Here is a 16,120-nt window from a genome sequence, read left to right as displayed (position 1 = left end):
GCAGTGTCAGTGAAGGGTGCCCCGCGGGGTATCGGATAACTCCTAAATCAGCCGACGTGGCCCGGTGCGGGTCGCTGAAAGCGCGCAGGTTCGAAGCGCCATCCCGCTGCCGTCGCGCCCTTGTGCCCCAACCAGCAGGCCCGCCCCAGGCCCTGCCCCGCGCCCAGTTGCAGGCCTGGTCGCTGCCCTGCCTCCAGACACACATCGAGATCCCATTGAAAGGTCGGTCCGACATAACATTCGACCAGTTGGCACAAGGGTTCGAAGTAACGTCCGCCGGGCAGCAGGTGCTGGTAGTCCGCCCAGGACAAGGGCCCCAGGTGCAGGCAGAAACTGTGCTGGATATTCCACAGCCGGCGCCCCAGCAACGCGGCCCCGCCCAGCCGCGCCGACTCGCGCCGCCGACCCAGCTGCAAGCGTTCATCGGATGCCAGGACAGTCCGATGCCGGCCCAGGCTGCTGAGCGCCACCGGCAGGCGCAGCAGATCCCGGACCAGGGCCAGCAAACCGGCGGCACTGCGGCGCTGATCGATAAACTGCGGCGCGTAGTAGCGCGTGGCGTTGGGCAAGGCGCGGGGCTGGCCCGGAGAGAACGCCGACACATAGTCGGCGAAACGGTCGTCGGCCGGACGATCGGCCCAGACCACCGGCCGCACCCGCGCCCAGCTTCGATAAAGCAGGCTCAGCAGACGGTGGTGAAACACATCGAGAAAGTGCGCCAGGGTACTGTCGCCATGGTTGATCTGGCGCGACAGCACATCCTCGCTGAAATGCAGGGGCATCGGCCCGTTCGCCCCCGTCAGGCCGAAGAAGTTCACCGCCAGCAGCGCGGCACGGCCCTCGCGCAGGCGCAGCTGGGCGATCATCGCCGGCTCGAACGCCAGCGAGACGTGCTGCGCCAGACGCAACGGATCGTCGCCCAGGCGCTGCGCCGTCCCCCAGCGCGGCGCATCAGGGTAAGTGCGTTCCAGCAAACGCATCGCGGCAAAAAAATCGTAGCGCCAGGGCTGTTCGACCAACTCGGGCGGTGGCGCTACCAGATCATGCATTGACCCGCCCTCGCCTGCCAGGTCTTGATAGGGCCTCGGCTCACACTGTGCAACTCGGTCTGCATAAAGGCATTGAGCGCGGCATAACGCACAAAAAAACGCTCCAGCGCGGCGCCGAACAGATAGGTCCCGGTGCCTTCGCAGGCGGCGTCATCGAGGACCAGGGTCAGGTTCAGCCCGCGACCGAACGCCACCGGCCCGGCCCCGGGCAAACGCCGGGTGACGACCTGCGCGCGCAACGAGACGATGCCTTGCAGCAACTTGTGCCCGCTGCTATCACCCTCGGGCAGGTAATGCGCCAGCAACTCGCGCAAGGCCCGGGCCCCGGCCGCCCCGTCGTGGTGAGCCAGGGGCAGGTAGTTGCGCGACAACTGCCGCACCACCTGCCATTGCCGGTCGCCCTGGGACGGCGCGGGGAGCGGTCGCGAAGGCCCGGCCACACAACGGATCGCCAATACCGGGGCGCCCACGTCGAGGACGAAGTCGGTGTTGCCGGCCCCCAGGGGCAGGCGCAACGGCAGGTCGCGGTTGGAACACAGCACGTCCACCGCCAGGCGCTGCAACTCGGCATCCGCCTCCAGCGCCACGACCAGGCTGGCGTCACAACCGCGATAACGCCGCTGCCCGTCGACAAAACGCTGTGGAACGCGACTGGGGGTGCGCTGCATCTGGTAGAACCCCGCCAGGCGACGCTCGTCTCCATCCAGCCGTTGCGGGGCATACAACGGCAGGATGACCTGGCGTTCCTTGGAGCCGGCGGCATAGCCATGGACCGCCAGCACCTCCTGGATCTCGTAGGCGAGTGGCCGGGCCTTGTCGACCACCAAGGGCAAGTCATGCCGATAAGGATCGACGACGATTCGCTCGACCCGCTTGTTGAACAGATTGATCACCGGTACACAGAACAACCCGAAGTGGCTGGCATTGAGCAGCGCCGACAAGGGTTGTGACAGGGGCGCGAACACCACCACCAGCTCCACGCTGCGCGCCGGACAATCGCGCAACGCCGGCCCCAGGCCACCCAGGCTGACAAAGCGCTCGCCCTCGGCGAAGGCGAGAAAGGTCTTGAGTTGCGCGCACACCGCGTCACTGTTCAACGACCGTGCATACTGGCTGGAGACCGGGTGCGCAGGCGGTTGCCGGATATGCTCGGGGTCGATTCGCGGGCTCCATCCGCCCTCGCCTTCGCCGCAACGTACGAACAGACCTTCGGCACGGGTCAACAGGGCTTCCTGGAGAGCCAGCGGCAGCGAGCCATCGCCGCGCAGGAACAGCGTCAGCTCCTGCAGTGCCAATTGATCGAAGGACACCCCGGCGGTGGTTCGCAGACGCAGGCGCAAGGCACCACCTTCCTGCTTGACGACGCTGGCGGGCAAGCCCTTGAGCAGTCCCGCGCTGGGCAGGTACTCGGCCGAGTCCAGGACCAGGGGCCAGAGCGTCACCGGGCGCAGGCTGCGAAACTCGCAGCGCGGGTCTTGCCCGCCCGCCTCACCCACGGAGCGCACCACGCTATCGGCCGGCAAGGTGAACCCCGAGGCCAGCGAGCCCTCCTGCAAGTCCGGGGAAAGCTGCAGTACCGCCATGGACGGCACCGGCAGCAACTGCTGCGGCTGCACCAGTTCCAGCAGGCTCTCGGTGAAACGCGGAAACTCGGCTTCCATTTGCAGTTGCACCCGGGCAGTGAGAAAACTCAGCCCCTCCAGCAAACGCTCCACCGACGGATCGGTCACCTCATCGGGGCGCAGCCCCAGGGTGGCGGCGATCTTGGGGTAGTCCTCGGCGAACTCGGCACCGGCTTCACGCAGGAAACTCAATTCACGCTCGTAGTGCCGCAGCAGCCGCTCATCCATGGGTGGACGGTCGACCATAGGGCCGGACCCGCACCTCACCACTTTCGGTGTTCCAGGCCGACTCCAGGCGAAAGGCGTGCAACGCATCGAGGCCGCGGATCTCGCCCTCGATCAGAAAATTCAGGCTGGCACTGCAGGACGTCACCGGCAGCAGTTGCACCGCGACGCTGTAACGCAGGATGCGCGGTTCGAAATCCAGGACGATTTCACGGATGCGGCTCTCGAGCTTCTGCGTATCGATGCTCGACAGCACCACGCCCGCCAGGTTGCCCAGGCCATAGTTGAGCACTGAACGGGTGACATGGGGCTGGCTGCCCAACGGGCAGATCGCCCCGAGTCCGGTGGCATTGAACAGCAGCGTCAAATCTCGGCACAGGTGTTCCAGCTCTTGCTGCGCACCGCCCCCCGCCCGGCGCCGGGTCATCTCATCGCCAGGATTGGCGGGACGCAGCAGACGTTCGAGCAGCGGTGTCATGGAAGTGCTCATGAAAATCCTCCCGAAAAAAACCCGGCGCCGACGGCCCCCGCAGCATGCTGCGGGGGCCGTCGGCGTTCGATCACACGGTCGTGTTGCTGAGCAGGTCGTAGCTCTTTGCAAGGGTCGCGACAGCCTTGCCATCAACGAAGTGCTTGTACTGGTACTTGATGGCGGTGAAGCTAATCTGGATGGTTTCGCTCGGGCGATCACCGCTACCGCTGATGGAGTAGCTGCTGATGATCGGCGCCGTCAGCGTGAACTCGACGTAGGGTTCGTTCTTGCCCGTCGAACTACCGCTGGTCTGGATGATGCGCAAGGTCGCCTCGTCCAGGGACTTGCCGCTAACCGACTCGATAAACAGATTAGGCGAAGCGACGTCAGTGGTTTTGTTCAAGGTTATCTCGGTGACATGCCCGACACTCGGCTCACGGTCATTGCCGATGGAGATGGAACGACCACTGCTGAACCCCCAGGAGTCGATGACGATCCAGTCCTTGTGATCCTTCTCCTGGCAGTTCCCCTTAATCTCGGTTTTGAATTTCAATACAATCATGCGGACTCCAACATCTGTTTATTTGAATGGTTAAGTACCTTTCCGGGGACAAGGCCCCGGTCGGGCATGAACCCCTCAGCCTTTGACCGAGGGCAGTCGGGAGACCAGTCGCAGGGATACGCTCAGGCCTTCCAATTGATAGTGGGGACGCAGGAAGAACTTGGCCTGGTAAAAGCCCGGGCTGCCCTCCACTTCCTGCACCACCACTTCGGCACCCGCCAGCGGCTTGCGCGCCTTGTCGGCGTCGCTGGCGGTCGCCGGGTTATGCTCGACGTACTTGACAATCCAATTGTTGAGCCAGATCTCCATGTCTTCGCGCTCACTGAAGGAGCCGATCTTGTCGCGCACGATGCACTTGAGGTAATGGGCAAAACGACAGGTGGCGAACAGATACGGCAACCGCGCCGCCAACTGTGCATTGGCGGTGGCGTCGGGGTCGTCGTATTCCTGGGGAGCGTGCAAGGACTGCGCGCCGATAAACGCCGCCAGCGAGCTGTTCTTGCAATGCACCAGGGGCATGAAGCCGTTCTTGGCCAACTCCACTTCGCGCCGGTCACTGATGGCGACCTCGGTCGGACAGGTCATGTCGACGCCGCCGTCCTCGGTCGGATAGGTATGCACTGGCAGCCCGCTGATGGCGCCGCCGGACTCGATGCCGCGAATCCGCGAGCACCAGCCGTACTCCTTGAAGGAGCGGTTGATATTGATGCCCATGGCATAGGCTGCATTGGCCCACAGGTAGTTCTGCGCCTGGCCTTCGGTGACCTCCTCGAAGGCGAACTCCTCCACTGGCGCGGTACGCGCGCCGTAGGGAATACGCCCGAGAAAACGCGGCATGGTCAGGCCGATATAGCGCGAATCCTCGGAGCGCCGCAGATTGCGCCAGGCGGCATGCTCGGGAGTGAGGAACAGCTTGCTCAGGTCGCGGGGGTTGGCGACCTCGCGCCAGGAGTCCATCAACATCACCGCCGGCGACGCCGCGCTGATCAGGGGCGCATGGGCCGCGGCGGCAATCTTGGCCAGTGACGCCAACAGTTCCACATCCGGTGGGCTGTTATCGAAATAGAAATCGGCGATCAGCACACCGAAGGGCTCACCGCCCAGTTGGCCGTACTCATGCTCGTAGATTTTCTTGAACAGCGGGCTCTGGTCCCAGGCCGCGCCCTTGAACTTCTTCAGCTCGCGGGCGACTTCGTCCTTGGCGACGTTGAGGAAACGGATCTTGAGTTTCTCGTCGGTCTCGGTATTGCTCACCAGGTAGTCGAGGCCGCGCCAGGCAGATTCGACGGCCTGGAAATCCGGGTGATGGAGGATGTCATTGACCTGCGCGGACAACTTGGCGTCGATTTCACCGATCAGGGCCTGGATGGTGCCGAGGGTGTCGTGGGCAATCAGGTGGGTCGTGCGCAGCGCCTGTTGGGCCAGGGTCTGCACCGCATTTTCAATGGCTTCGCGCACCGGCTCGCCGCGGGGCTTGAACTCGCGTTGCAGCAGGTCGTTGAATTCACTGGGCGAGAGCTCGGCCGTCGGGTCGATGCCGGACTGATTCTGAGATGTGGCGGACACGGATATTTACCTGTTTCAGGGAGCGATCATCGAAGGCATCAGTCTTCGGACTCGGTGGCCGCCGGCTTGGCGTGGGCCAGCAGCGACTGCATCAGGGCCGGGTTTTCCAGCAACTTGGCCATCAGTTGCTCGGCGCCACTCTTGCCGTCCATATAGGTCAGCAGATTGGCCAGTTGATTGCGCGCCTCCAGCAGTTCACGCAGCGGCTCGACATTGCGGGCCACGGCGCCGGGCGAGAAGTCGTCCATGCTCTTGAAGGCGAGCGACACCGCCATCTGCCCTTCCCCCGTCAGTTGGTTGGGCACACTGATGCGCACCTGGGGTTCGATGGCGGCCATGCGCTCATCAAAATTGTCGATATCGATTTCCAGGAACTTGCGCTCGGCCACCGGCGGCAGGTCGTCCCGGTTGGCCCCCGAGAGATCGGCGAACACGCCGTTGACAAAGGGGATCTCGATGGTCTTTTCGGCGCCGTACAACTCGACGTCATATTCGATCTGGACCCGTGGCGCACGGTTGCGCCCAATGAATTTCTGGCTGTTGTTACTGGACATACAGATAAACCTGAGCAGGGAGGGAAAGGTTAGTCATCGGTGATACCGCCCAGCGCATGCAGGTCGGCAAGGCTGCCTGGCACCAGTTCGGCGATCGCTTCGAGAAAACTCATGCTGGCGAGCCGACGCGTCCTGGCCGCCAGCAAGGGCACCGGGCTCGAAGGTTCGTGCTGGGCGTAGTAAGCGCAAATGGCATCCAGGGCGCGGACTACGTCCTCACGGGACTGGCAGACACCGCTCCAGGTGGCTGGAGCACGACTTGTCACATCGGTGGCCAGGGCCTGGGGCAAATCATCGCCTGGCGGCGGCAAGACGACATCGCAACGCTCTTCGGCGATGCGGCACCACTTGTCCAGGGCCCGCCCGAGGCCGTCCAGCGGCGAAATACCGGGGGCCGCGATTTTTTCCTCCAGACAAGCGCCGATCCGCGCGATCAGTTCGACCAGAGCCCTCAACAAGCTCAGGTTCTCGATCAGCTCAGCACGGGCCTTGGACTCGATCAGCGCACCCAGACGCGCCAGTCCTTGTGTCCGGACCTCCTCCTCGGCGGACTCGGCGATGCAGGCCAGATCGGTCACACGCAGCGGTTCAAGGCCCATGGCATTGCCCAGCTGCTGACGCTTGAGCACCTGGACCACACTGGTGGGCACCGCCAGCTCGGCAAGGGTATTGAGGCGCATCAGCGGATCGTGATCGTCTTCGGCCAGGAGCTGCGGGTGAACATCCTCCCAGCGCTCACGCAGCAGACTGTCGATCAGCCGCAAGCCATCGACAAAGCCGGGCAGCCCGTGCAATTCCAGCAAGGCCCGCGCCAGGCAAACCGCCACCCGCAGGTCGAGAGCATCCTCCAGCAGCGTCAGGCACAGCGAGCGTACCCGTTGCCAGTCCACCGGCGTTGCGGGGTACACATGATCGCCGTATTGAACTTCGTTGCCGCCGTCTATTTCTTCTAACAGTTGAATAAAGTCCGCGCGGTATTCCAAGTTCGGACCGCAGGGCCTGTCTGGCAGGGTATTAATATAAGGAATCAGTTCTTTTATCGACATATTCCAGCCCCATGAAAATGCCCTTCAGGCACGCCAAACCAAAGTGAAAGACGTTAAACCTCAGCGCCCTGCGCACACGGCAAGCCAGGCGCTGCGTGGATTCACTCTAGTCAAAGGGGGGGGCCGAAAACATAGGAATCGTCCTAGATCGGATAACCACGAAGTGCCGTTGCAAAGGAAATAAATAACGAAAGTTTGCAACTTTCAAAGGAAGAGCAAAGAAGGAACTTTCATGACACTTTTTTAAACATTCGCAGCGTATTTAAAACGTGTCACAAGAGAATCGAAGGGGACGACTTCAAGTCAGCACAAGAAGCCCAGGCAGTGGCGGGCAAAAAAAAGGCAAAAAAAAGCCCCGGCAAGCCGGGGCATTTTCTTTGCTTCAAGGAGTTCAAGGGCCTTGAAGCGGTGTATGGCGCAGCGGACGGGACTCGAACCCGCGACCCCCGGCGTGACAGGCCGGTATTCTAACCGACTGAACTACCGCTGCGTATCGCTCGGACTTGCGTCCGTTTGAAATCTTGAAACCCGTGATCGAAAAGCTTCGGTGCCTTTCAATCGCAGACCGCACAAGGCGACCTGTACAAATATGGCGCAGCGGACGGGACTCGAACCCGCGACCCCCGGCGTGACAGGCCGGTATTCTAACCGACTGAACTACCGCTGCGCGTCGGTTGGAAGCTCCTTGCGGAACATCCGATTCTCTTGCGAGAAGCTCAACGAGTGGTGGGTGATGACGGGATCGAACCGCCGACCCTCTGCTTGTAAGGCAGATGCTCTCCCAGCTGAGCTAATCACCCTTTGCTTCGTTGAGGCCGCGAAATTTACGCAGGTAGCGGACCTAAGTCAATAGCCTGCTTGAAGTTTTTCAGAAAAAGACAGATTCGTGTCACAGGCAAGACCATCAAGCCCTGCTCTCTGTAGGAGCGAGCTCGCTCGCGATGGTAGCCGGAACACTACGGGCTAGCAGACTTCCCGCGTTATCGTTGACGTCCATCGCGAGCAAGCTCGCTCCTACCGGTAGATCATCTTGCGGCTCATGCCACCGTCAACCACGAATTCCTGGCCGGTGACAAACCCCGCATTCCTCGACAGCAACCAGGCCACCAACGCCGCCACATCCTCGACCGTCCCTACCCTTCCCGCCGGATGTTGGGCATGGTCGGCGTCGCTCAACGGCTCGGCCCGACGTACCGAGGGATCGCGGGCATCGATCCAGCCCGGACTGACCGCATTGACCCGGATCTCCGGCCCGAGGCTGATCGCCAGGGCGTGAGTCAGGGCCAATAGACCGCCCTTGCTCGCCGCATAGGCCTCGCTGTCGGGTTCCGACTGCGCCGCACGGGTAGAGGCCAGGTTGACGATCGCGCCGCAGTGGGCACGCAGATAAGGCGCGCAGTGCTTGGCCAGCAACATCGGCCCGCCGAGATTGACCGCCAGCACACGATTCCAGTGCGCCAGGTCGAGACTTTCAAGGGTGATGTTGTGCGGGTCGGCAATCGCCGCGTTGCACACCAGGGCATCGATCCGGCCGAAACGGCCCAATACCTCGGCAACGCCCTGGGCCACCTGGGCTTCATCGGCCACATCCATGCCGATGAAACAGGCATTCTCGCCCAGGATCCGGGCCACCTTGGCGCCACGGCGACGATCGAGGTCGGTGAGCACCACCTGCCAGCCTTCGCTGATCAACCACGCCGCGATCCCCAGGCCGATACCACGGGCCGCGCCCGTCACCAGGGCGACACGGCCGTTATTGGCAACGGCCGTGTCCAGGGACCACTCGATCACAAGGCCGCCAACCCGCGAGCCAGGTCGGCTTGCAGGTCGGCCACGTCTTCGAGGCCGACGGCGACACGGATCAGGCTGTCGCGAATCCCCGCGGCCTCACGTTCCTGCGGCGCCAGGCGGCCGTGGGAAGTGGTGCTCGGGTGGGTGATGGTGGTCTTGCTATCACCCAGGTTGGCGGTGATCGAGATCAGTCGGGTGGCGTCGATAAAGCGCCAGGCGCCCTCTTTGCCGCCCTTGACCTCGAAGCTCACCACCGCACCGAAACCGCGCTGCTGACGCTGGGCCAGTTCGTGCTGCGGGTGGCTCTTGAGGCCGGCGTAATGGACCTTCTCGATACCGTCCTGCTGCTCCAGCCATTCGGCCAGGGCCTGGGCATTGGCACAGTGGGCGCGCATGCGCAGGTTCAGGGTTTCCAGGCCCTTGAGGAAGATCCAGGCGTTGAACGGGCTGAGGGTCGGCCCGGCGGTGCGCAGGAAACCGACGACTTCCTTCATCTGCTCGCCACGCCCGGCAACCACGCCGCCCATGCAACGACCCTGGCCGTCGATGAACTTGGTCGCCGAATGCACGACGATGTCCGCGCCCAGCTTCAAAGGCTGTTGCAGGGCCGGCGTGCAGAAACAGTTGTCCACTACCAGCATCGCACCCTTGGCATGGGCGATTTCAGCCAACGCGGCGATATCCACCAGTTCAGCCAGCGGATTGGACGGCGATTCGACGAACAGCAGCTTGGTATTCGGCCGGATCGCCGCGTCCCAGCCCGACAGGTCGGCCAGGGGCACGTAGTCGACGTCAACACCGAAGCGCTTGAAGTACTTCTCGAACAGACTGATGGTGGAGCCGAACACACTGCGCGAGACCAGCACATGGTCGCCGGCACTGCACAGGCTCATGACCACGGCCATGATCGCGGCCATGCCGGTGGCGGTGGCAACCGCCTGCTCGGCCCCTTCCAGGGCGGCGATGCGCTCTTCGAAGGAACGCACGGTGGGGTTGGTGTAGCGCGAGTAGACGTTACCCGGCACTTCCCCGGCGAAACGCGCCGCCGCATCGGCGGCGGTGCGGAACACGTAGCTGGAGGTGAAGAACATCGGGTCGCCGTGCTCGCCTTCCGGCGTGCGGTGCTGACCGGCACGGACGGCCAGGGTGTCGAAGGCTACGCCCTCGAGATCGCTGTCCAACCGACCGGCATCCCATTCCTGACTCATGCTGCCACTCCTTGTTCGACTTTCTTGAAGATTAAAACCGGTTTTAAGGGGGGACACGACCCCTGTAGGAGCAGGGCTTGCCCGCGAAGGGGCCCTTGAGACCGCCAGAAGCTTCGCGGGCAAGCCCGGCTCCTACAGGGTTGCGGTGTTTTCAGGACCGCGGCCACACCCCAGAGCCGGTTTTTACTCAGTTGTTGTACAGGTCGATGATCGCGCTGACCGCCTGGGTCTTGACCTTGGACGCATCGTTACGCGCCTGCTCGATCTTGGCCAGGTAGTGCTCGTCGATGTCGCCGGTGACGTACTTGCCGTCGAACACCGCGCAATCGAAGTTCTCGATCTTGATCTTGCCACCACCGACGGCCTCGATCAGGTCCGGCAGGTCCTGGTAGATCAGCCAGTCGGCGCCGATCAGGTCGGCCACGTCCTGGGTCGTGCGGTTGTGGGCGATCAGCTCATGGGCACTCGGCATGTCGATACCGTAGACGTTCGGGTAGCGCACCGCCGGGGCCGCCGAGCAGAAGTAGACGTTTTTCGCGCCGGCTTCGCGGGCCATCTGGATGATCTGCTTGCAAGTGGTGCCGCGCACGATGGAGTCGTCCACCAGCATGACGTTCTTGCCACGGAATTCCAGCTCGATGGCGTTGAGCTTCTGCCGCACGGACTTCTTGCGGGCCGCCTGGCCCGGCATGATGAAGGTCCGGCCGATATAGCGGTTCTTCACAAAGCCTTCGCGAAACTTCACGCCCAGGTGGTTCGCCAACTCCAGGGCCGAGGTACGGCTGGTGTCCGGGATCGGGATGACCACGTCGATGTCATGCTGCGGACGCTCGCGCAGGATCTTCTCCGCCAGCTTCTCGCCCATGCGCAGACGCGCCTTGTATACCGACACGCCGTCGATGATCGAATCAGGACGCGCCAGGTAGACGTGTTCGAAGATGCACGGGGTCAACGACGGGTTGGTCGCGCATTGACGGGTGTGCAGCTTGCCGTCTTCGGTGATGTACACCGCTTCGCCCGGTGCCAGGTCGCGGATCAGGGTGAAACCGAGCACGTCCAGGGACACGCTCTCCGAGGCGATCATGTACTCGACGCCTTCGTCGGTGTGACGCTGGCCGAACACGATCGGACGGATGCCATGGGGGTCGCGGAAACCGACGATACCGTAGCCGGTCACCATCGCCACCACCGCGTAACCACCGACGCAGCGGTTGTGCACGTCGGTCACCGCGGCGAACACGTCTTCTTCGGTCGGTTGCAGCTTGCCGCGCTGGGCCAGCTCGTGGGCGAACACGTTGAGCAACACTTCCGAGTCGGAGTTGGTGTTGACGTGGCGCAGATCCGACTCGTAGATTTCCTTGGCCAACTGTTCGACGTTGGTCAGGTTACCGTTGTGGGCCAGGGTGATGCCGTACGGCGAGTTGACATAAAACGGCTGGGCCTCAGCCGAAGTCGAACTGCCGGCGGTCGGGTAACGCACATGGCCGATGCCCATGTGTCCGACCAGGCGCTGCATGTGCCGCTGATGGAATACATCGCGGACCAGGCCGTTGTCCTTGCGCAGGAATAACCGGCCGTCATGGCTGGTCACGATACCGGCAGCGTCCTGGCCGCGGTGCTGGAGCACGGTTAGCGCGTCATACAGCGCCTGATTGACGTTCGACTTACCGACGATACCGACGATGCCACACATGCGACGCAACCCCTACTTAATGAATCTGAACTGAACAGCTCTTACTGAGGCGTTTTGGCCGGCAAGAGATGTTCCTTGAACGGAAGGTCAGCGGGTACGCTGATTCCGCTGGCTAACCACCGACTGCTCCACCCCAGGATGAGGTTCTTGGACCAGTCGGCGACCAATAGAAATTTTGGCACGAGCTGGGAGCCCTGCCACCACGAATCCTGTTGGACCGGCCCCAGGCTCAGCAGCCCGACGGCCACCACCACCAGCAGCCCGCCACGCGCGGCACCGAAGGCCATGCCGAGGAAGCGATCGGTCCCGGACAGGCCGGTGACGCGAACCAGTTCGCCGATAAGATAGTTGACCATGGCGCCCACCAGCAGGGTGGCGACGAACATGATTGCACAGCCCGCGATCACGCGTGCCGAAGGTGTCTGGATATAGTCGGTCAGGTACACGGACAACGAGCCACCGAACATCCAGGCGACCGCGCCTGCAATGATCCAGGTGAGCAGGGACAGGGCTTCCTTGACGAAACCACGGCTCAAGCTGATCAACGCAGAAACGACGATTACCGCAATAATCGCCCAGTCAACCCAGGTAAATGGCACAGTGCAGCCTACAGACGGATAAGGCGGCGCATTTTAGCAGAGCGCCGCCCCACTGGTAAGGCGATTGTCAGAGCATTTCGATACAAAGCCGCGGGCTTAACCGCGTTCCGGTTGGAAACGCACGACAAAACCCTTCAGATTCTGCTGGCGACCCAGCAGGTCACGCAGGCGATCGGCCTCGGCACGCTCGATCAGCGGGCCGACAAAGACCCGGTTCTTGCCATCGGAGGAACGGATATAGGCGTTATAACCCTGGCTGCGCAGGGTCTTTTGCAGGCTTTCAGCACTGTCACGGCTGGACAGGCTGGCCAGTTGCACCGACCAGCTGATCGGCAGGCCGTTGGGGTCTACGCGGTTTTGCGTGGTATCGAGCTTGGCCGGCGCCACTGCAACCACCTGGGCCGGTGTCTGCGCCGGGGCCGGAGCCGGTTTGGTGGCGGGCGCAGGGGCTACGGGCTTGGCCGCCGCGACCGGAGCCACTGGCTTGGGTGCCGGTGCCGGTGCGAGAGGCACCGGCGTTTCCTCGACTTCCTCATCAGCCGGGACCGAATCCGGGGGCAATGCCTGGGGTTCGGGAACCGGCACCGGCTCGACCTTGACCTGGGGCAACGCAGAGGCCTGGGGCGCGGTCGGCGCTTCGACCCGAACCTGGCGCTGCTCGTCCTGGCGGGAAAACAGCATCGGCAGGAAGATCACCGCCAAGGCCACCAGCACCAAGGCACCGACCATCCGTTGTTTGTACGCTTTATCCAGCATTGCCATTGGCAGCCTCCTCCGTGGCGCGCCGGGCCAGCCACTCCAGCGCCTCGGCAACACAAAAAAACGATCCGAACAACAGAATTTCGTCATCGGCCGTGGCCTGGGCGCATTGCCCTTCCAGCGCAGCGGCGACACTTTCGTAGACGCTCACCGACGCACCACGGGCCGCCAAGGCGGCCTGCAGGTCAGCCGCCGGGCGACTGCGCGGCGTCTGCAAGGGCGTCACCGCCCAGTGCTGGATATGACGCTCAAGCGGGGCAACCACCCCATCGAGGTCCTTGTCCGACAAGAGCCCGAATACCGCCAAACGCCGCCCCTTCAAGGGACTGTGCGCCAGGCGCTCGGCCAGGTATTCGGCGGCATGGGGATTGTGCCCGACATCCAGCATCAGGCTGAGGGACTTGCCCTGCCAGGTCAGCTTACGCCGATCCAGCCGGCCGACAATACGGGTATCCAGCAGCGCCTGGGCAATCCGCTCGGGCTGCCATGGCAGATCCATCAACAGGTAAGCCTGCAGGGCCAGGGCGGCGTTCTCCATCGGCAGGCCAAGCAGCGGCAGATCGCGCAACTCGACCGCCCGGCCCTGGCGGTCGACGCCACGCCACTGCCAGTTTGCATCGGTGAGGCCAAGATCGAAGTCCCGGCCACGCAGGAAGAACGGGCTACCCAACTCACGGGCCTTGTCCAGCAGCGGCTGCGGCGGATTCAGGTCGCCACACAGCGCCGGTGCGCCCGGGCGGAAGATCCCGGCCTTTTCGAACGCCACCGATTCACGGCTGTTGCCCAGGTATTCGGCATGATCGACACCAATGCTGGTCACCAACGCCAGGTCGGCATCCACCACATTGACCGTATCCAGGCGCCCACCAAGACCGACTTCCAGGACCACGACATCCAGGGCCGCACGCTCGAACAGCCAGAGCGCGGCCAGGGTGCCCATCTCGAAATAGGTCAGGGAAGTCTCGCCCCGCCCGGCATCGAGGGCGGCGAAGGCTTCGCACAACTGCGCGTCCGTCGCCTCGACCCCGTTGATCTGCACGCGCTCGTTGTAACGCAGCAGATGTGGCGAGCTATAGACGCCGACCTTGAGCCCCTGCGCTTGCAGCAACGAGGCAACAAAGGCGCAGGTCGAACCCTTGCCATTGGTGCCGGTCACGGTGACTACCCGAGGCGCCGGCCTGCCCAGCCCCATGCGGTTCGCTACCTCTTGCGAGCGCTCCAGCCCCATGTCGATGGCCGATGGGTGCAATTGCTCCAGGTAGGCGAGCCACTCGCCCAGGGTACGTTCGGTCATAGGCTTGCAGGCACCGGTGGGACAATGACAGGCTCAACAGGCAAGGCGATGTATTCGGGTGTCGGCAGGCCCATCATCTGCGCCAGCAGGTTACCCAGGCGCGGACGCAGTTCCTGGCGGGCGATGATCATGTCGATCGCACCGTGCTCCAGCAGGAATTCGCTACGCTGGAAACCTTCCGGCAGCTTCTCGCGAACGGTCTGCTCGATCACCCGTGGGCCGGCGAAGCCGATCAGCGCCTTGGGTTCGCCGACGATCACGTCGCCGAGCATGGCCAGGCTGGCGGAAACACCGCCGTAGACCGGGTCGGTCAGCACCGAGATAAACGGCAGGCCTTCTTCACGCAGGCGCGCCAGCACGGCCGAAGTCTTGGCCATCTGCATCAGGGAAATCAGTGCTTCCTGCATCCGCGCACCGCCGGAAGCGGCGAAGCAGATCATCGGGCAACGGTTTTCCAGGGCGTAGTTGGCGGCACGTACGAAACGCTCGCCGACGATGGCGCCCATGGAGCCACCCATGAACGAGAATTCGAAGGCGGAAACCACCACCGGCATGCCCAGCAGGGTGCCGCTCATGGACACCAGGGCATCTTTTTCGCCGGTCTGCTTCTGGGCCGCGGTCAAGCGGTCCTTGTACTTCTTGCCGTCACGGAATTTCAGACGGTCCACCGGCTCCAGGTCGGCACCCAACTCAACGCGACCTTCGGCGTCGAGGAAGATATCGATGCGTGCACGGGCGCCAATGCGCATGTGGTGGTTGCACTTGGGGCAGACGTCCAGGGTCTTTTCCAGTTCCGGACGGTAGAGCACCGCATCGCACGATGGGCACTTGTGCCACAGACCTTCAGGCACCGAGCTTTTCTTCACCTCGGAACGCATGATCGAAGGGATCAGTTTGTCTACTAACCAGTTGCTCATGCTGTCTTTCTCCAATTCGTTTTCGGCCCGTCGAACAACCGGGCCCGCCTGTTTTCTGCGGCGGTATGCATGGACGGCGGCAGGCTGCCAGCCGTCACATTGGCGCTCGGCAACCGCGTACGGCGCGTATGAACGCTTCGATCTTTGTACGATCCTTGATGCCCTTGCCCTGCTCCACCCCGCCGCTGACATCCACGGCATAGGGCTTGACCCGGGCGATGGCCTCGGCCACGTTGTCGACGGTCAGGCCGCCGGCGAGGATAATCGGCTTGCTCAGGCCCGTTGGTATCAGGGACCAGTCGAACGCCGCGCCGGTTCCCCCGGGAACACCTTCGACATAGGTATCGAGGAGAATCCCGCTGGCACTCGGGTAAGCGTCACAGGCCGCGGCGATGTCGTCACCGGCCTTGACCCGCAAGGCCTTTATATAGGGACGGTGATAACCTTCGCACTGCTCGCGGGTTTCATCGCCATGGAACTGCAACAGGTCCAGCGGCACCGCATCGAGGATTTCCCCCAGCTCGCAACGGCTGGCATTGACGAACAGGCCGACGGTGGTCACGAACGGCGGCAAGGCGGCGATAATCGCCCGTGCCTGCTGGAATGTCACCGCCCGCGGGCTTTTGGCGTAGAACACAAAACCAATGGCATCGGCCCCGGCATCGACGGCGGCCAACGCATCTTCAATGCGGGTAATTCCGCAAATTTTGCTGCGAACGGCGGACATGTCGTAAAACCCCGAGTGCTTTTCCGAGAAAGTCCC

General features: G+C 63.1%; 15 protein-coding genes and 3 tRNA genes. All 18 read right to left on the bottom strand.

What is annotated here, in order from left to right:
• Positions 1-47: 47 nt before the first annotated feature.
• The 18 genes from tssG to M5C71_RS18895 all read right to left on the bottom strand — a co-directional run bounded on the left by tssG (position 48) and on the right by M5C71_RS18895 (position 16,084).
• Positions 48-1,049 carry a type VI secretion system baseplate subunit TssG gene (tssG, locus tag M5C71_RS18980; protein WP_248768479.1) on the bottom strand — a complete coding sequence of 334 codons (1,002 nt, stop codon included), beginning with the start codon at positions 1,047-1,049 and terminating at the stop codon, positions 48-50.
• Entirely contained in the window at positions 1,034-2,917 is a 1,884-nt protein-coding gene (gene tssF / locus M5C71_RS18975) for a type VI secretion system baseplate subunit TssF (protein WP_248768478.1), read from the bottom strand. Before tssF ends, tssG begins: the two co-directional genes overlap by 16 nt.
• On the bottom strand, positions 2,892-3,386 hold the full coding sequence (locus M5C71_RS18970; protein ID WP_177102298.1) for a GPW/gp25 family protein: 495 nt from the start codon (positions 3,384-3,386) through the stop codon (positions 2,892-2,894). The genes tssF and M5C71_RS18970 overlap by 26 nt, the downstream gene beginning before the upstream one ends.
• Positions 3,387-3,456: 70 nt before the next feature.
• Positions 3,457-3,930, bottom strand: coding sequence for a type VI secretion system tube protein Hcp (locus tag M5C71_RS18965; protein WP_103495069.1), 474 nt, complete (start codon positions 3,928-3,930; stop codon positions 3,457-3,459).
• Positions 3,931-4,005: 75 nt separating this feature from the next.
• Positions 4,006-5,496 (bottom strand): type VI secretion system contractile sheath large subunit, encoded by a 1,491-nt coding sequence (gene tssC, locus M5C71_RS18960; protein WP_103495070.1) that lies wholly within the window; start codon positions 5,494-5,496, stop codon positions 4,006-4,008.
• A gap of 38 nt (positions 5,497-5,534) precedes the next feature.
• A complete protein-coding gene (gene tssB / locus M5C71_RS18955; protein WP_103495071.1) occupies positions 5,535-6,050 on the bottom strand; it encodes a type VI secretion system contractile sheath small subunit in 516 nt (171 codons plus the stop codon).
• 29 nt (positions 6,051-6,079) lie between these two features.
• Entirely contained in the window at positions 6,080-7,096 is a 1,017-nt protein-coding gene (gene tssA, locus M5C71_RS18950) for a type VI secretion system protein TssA (protein WP_152737401.1), read from the bottom strand.
• Positions 7,097-7,509: 413 nt separating this feature from the next.
• Positions 7,510-7,586 (bottom strand) — tRNA-Asp (locus tag M5C71_RS18945).
• Positions 7,587-7,686: 100 nt separating this feature from the next.
• A tRNA-Asp gene (locus M5C71_RS18940) sits at positions 7,687-7,763 on the bottom strand.
• Between the two features lie 57 nt (positions 7,764-7,820).
• Positions 7,821-7,896: transfer RNA gene (locus M5C71_RS18935), tRNA-Val, on the bottom strand.
• 214 nt (positions 7,897-8,110) lie between these two features.
• Complete coding sequence (locus M5C71_RS18930) at positions 8,111-8,887, bottom strand: SDR family oxidoreductase (protein ID WP_103497607.1); 777 nt, start codon at positions 8,885-8,887, stop codon at positions 8,111-8,113.
• Positions 8,884-10,095 (bottom strand): O-succinylhomoserine sulfhydrylase, encoded by a 1,212-nt coding sequence (locus tag M5C71_RS18925; RefSeq protein ID WP_248768477.1) that lies wholly within the window; start codon positions 10,093-10,095, stop codon positions 8,884-8,886. The genes M5C71_RS18930 and M5C71_RS18925 overlap by 4 nt, the downstream gene beginning before the upstream one ends.
• Positions 10,096-10,282: 187 nt before the next feature.
• A complete protein-coding gene (purF, locus tag M5C71_RS18920) occupies positions 10,283-11,788 on the bottom strand; it encodes an amidophosphoribosyltransferase (RefSeq protein ID WP_100942976.1) in 1,506 nt (501 codons plus the stop codon).
• 41 nt (positions 11,789-11,829) lie between these two features.
• Positions 11,830-12,387 (bottom strand): CvpA family protein, encoded by a 558-nt coding sequence (locus M5C71_RS18915; RefSeq protein WP_103497609.1) that lies wholly within the window; start codon positions 12,385-12,387, stop codon positions 11,830-11,832.
• 96 nt (positions 12,388-12,483) lie between these two features.
• Positions 12,484-13,149, bottom strand: coding sequence for an SPOR domain-containing protein (locus M5C71_RS18910; RefSeq protein WP_177102315.1), 666 nt, complete (start codon positions 13,147-13,149; stop codon positions 12,484-12,486).
• Entirely contained in the window at positions 13,133-14,440 is a 1,308-nt protein-coding gene (gene folC, locus M5C71_RS18905) for a bifunctional tetrahydrofolate synthase/dihydrofolate synthase (RefSeq protein ID WP_248768476.1), read from the bottom strand. The genes M5C71_RS18910 and folC overlap by 17 nt, the downstream gene beginning before the upstream one ends.
• Positions 14,437-15,357 carry an acetyl-CoA carboxylase, carboxyltransferase subunit beta gene (gene accD / locus M5C71_RS18900; protein WP_100942980.1) on the bottom strand — a complete coding sequence of 307 codons (921 nt, stop codon included), beginning with the start codon at positions 15,355-15,357 and terminating at the stop codon, positions 14,437-14,439. The genes folC and accD overlap by 4 nt, the downstream gene beginning before the upstream one ends.
• Before the next feature lie 94 nt (positions 15,358-15,451).
• Complete coding sequence (locus M5C71_RS18895; RefSeq protein ID WP_103497612.1) at positions 15,452-16,084, bottom strand: phosphoribosylanthranilate isomerase; 633 nt, start codon at positions 16,082-16,084, stop codon at positions 15,452-15,454.
• Positions 16,085-16,120: the final 36 nt, after the last annotated feature.

Source organism: Pseudomonas sp. MWU12-2345 (assembly GCF_023242385.1).
Lineage (GTDB): Bacteria > Pseudomonadota > Gammaproteobacteria > Pseudomonadales > Pseudomonadaceae > Aquipseudomonas > Aquipseudomonas gingeri_D.
Note: the sequence above shows the minus strand (reverse complement) of the source record. Positions and strands in the feature narration are given on the sequence as shown.

What these genes read in the sequence shown, in the direction of transcription:
- accD (WP_100942980.1), bottom strand. Translation starts at nt 15,357, where the DNA reads ATGAGCAACTGGTTAGTAGACAAACTGATCCCTTCGATCATGCGTTCC.
- M5C71_RS18970 (WP_177102298.1), bottom strand. Translation starts at nt 3,386, where the DNA reads ATGAGCACTTCCATGACACCGCTGCTCGAACGTCTGCTGCGTCCCGCC.
- tssF (WP_248768478.1), bottom strand. Translation starts at nt 2,917, where the DNA reads ATGGTCGACCGTCCACCCATGGATGAGCGGCTGCTGCGGCACTACGAG.
- folC (WP_248768476.1), bottom strand. Translation starts at nt 14,440, where the DNA reads ATGACCGAACGTACCCTGGGCGAGTGGCTCGCCTACCTGGAGCAATTG.
- M5C71_RS18895 (WP_103497612.1), bottom strand. Translation starts at nt 16,084, where the DNA reads ATGTCCGCCGTTCGCAGCAAAATTTGCGGAATTACCCGCATTGAAGAT.
- M5C71_RS18965 (WP_103495069.1), bottom strand. Translation starts at nt 3,930, where the DNA reads ATGATTGTATTGAAATTCAAAACCGAGATTAAGGGGAACTGCCAGGAG.
- tssG (WP_248768479.1), bottom strand. Translation starts at nt 1,049, where the DNA reads ATGCATGATCTGGTAGCGCCACCGCCCGAGTTGGTCGAACAGCCCTGG.
- tssB (WP_103495071.1), bottom strand. Translation starts at nt 6,050, where the DNA reads ATGTCCAGTAACAACAGCCAGAAATTCATTGGGCGCAACCGTGCGCCA.
- M5C71_RS18910 (WP_177102315.1), bottom strand. Translation starts at nt 13,149, where the DNA reads ATGGCAATGCTGGATAAAGCGTACAAACAACGGATGGTCGGTGCCTTG.
- tssA (WP_152737401.1), bottom strand. Translation starts at nt 7,096, where the DNA reads ATGTCGATAAAAGAACTGATTCCTTATATTAATACCCTGCCAGACAGG.
- purF (WP_100942976.1), bottom strand. Translation starts at nt 11,788, where the DNA reads ATGTGTGGCATCGTCGGTATCGTCGGTAAGTCGAACGTCAATCAGGCG.
- M5C71_RS18925 (WP_248768477.1), bottom strand. Translation starts at nt 10,095, where the DNA reads ATGAGTCAGGAATGGGATGCCGGTCGGTTGGACAGCGATCTCGAGGGC.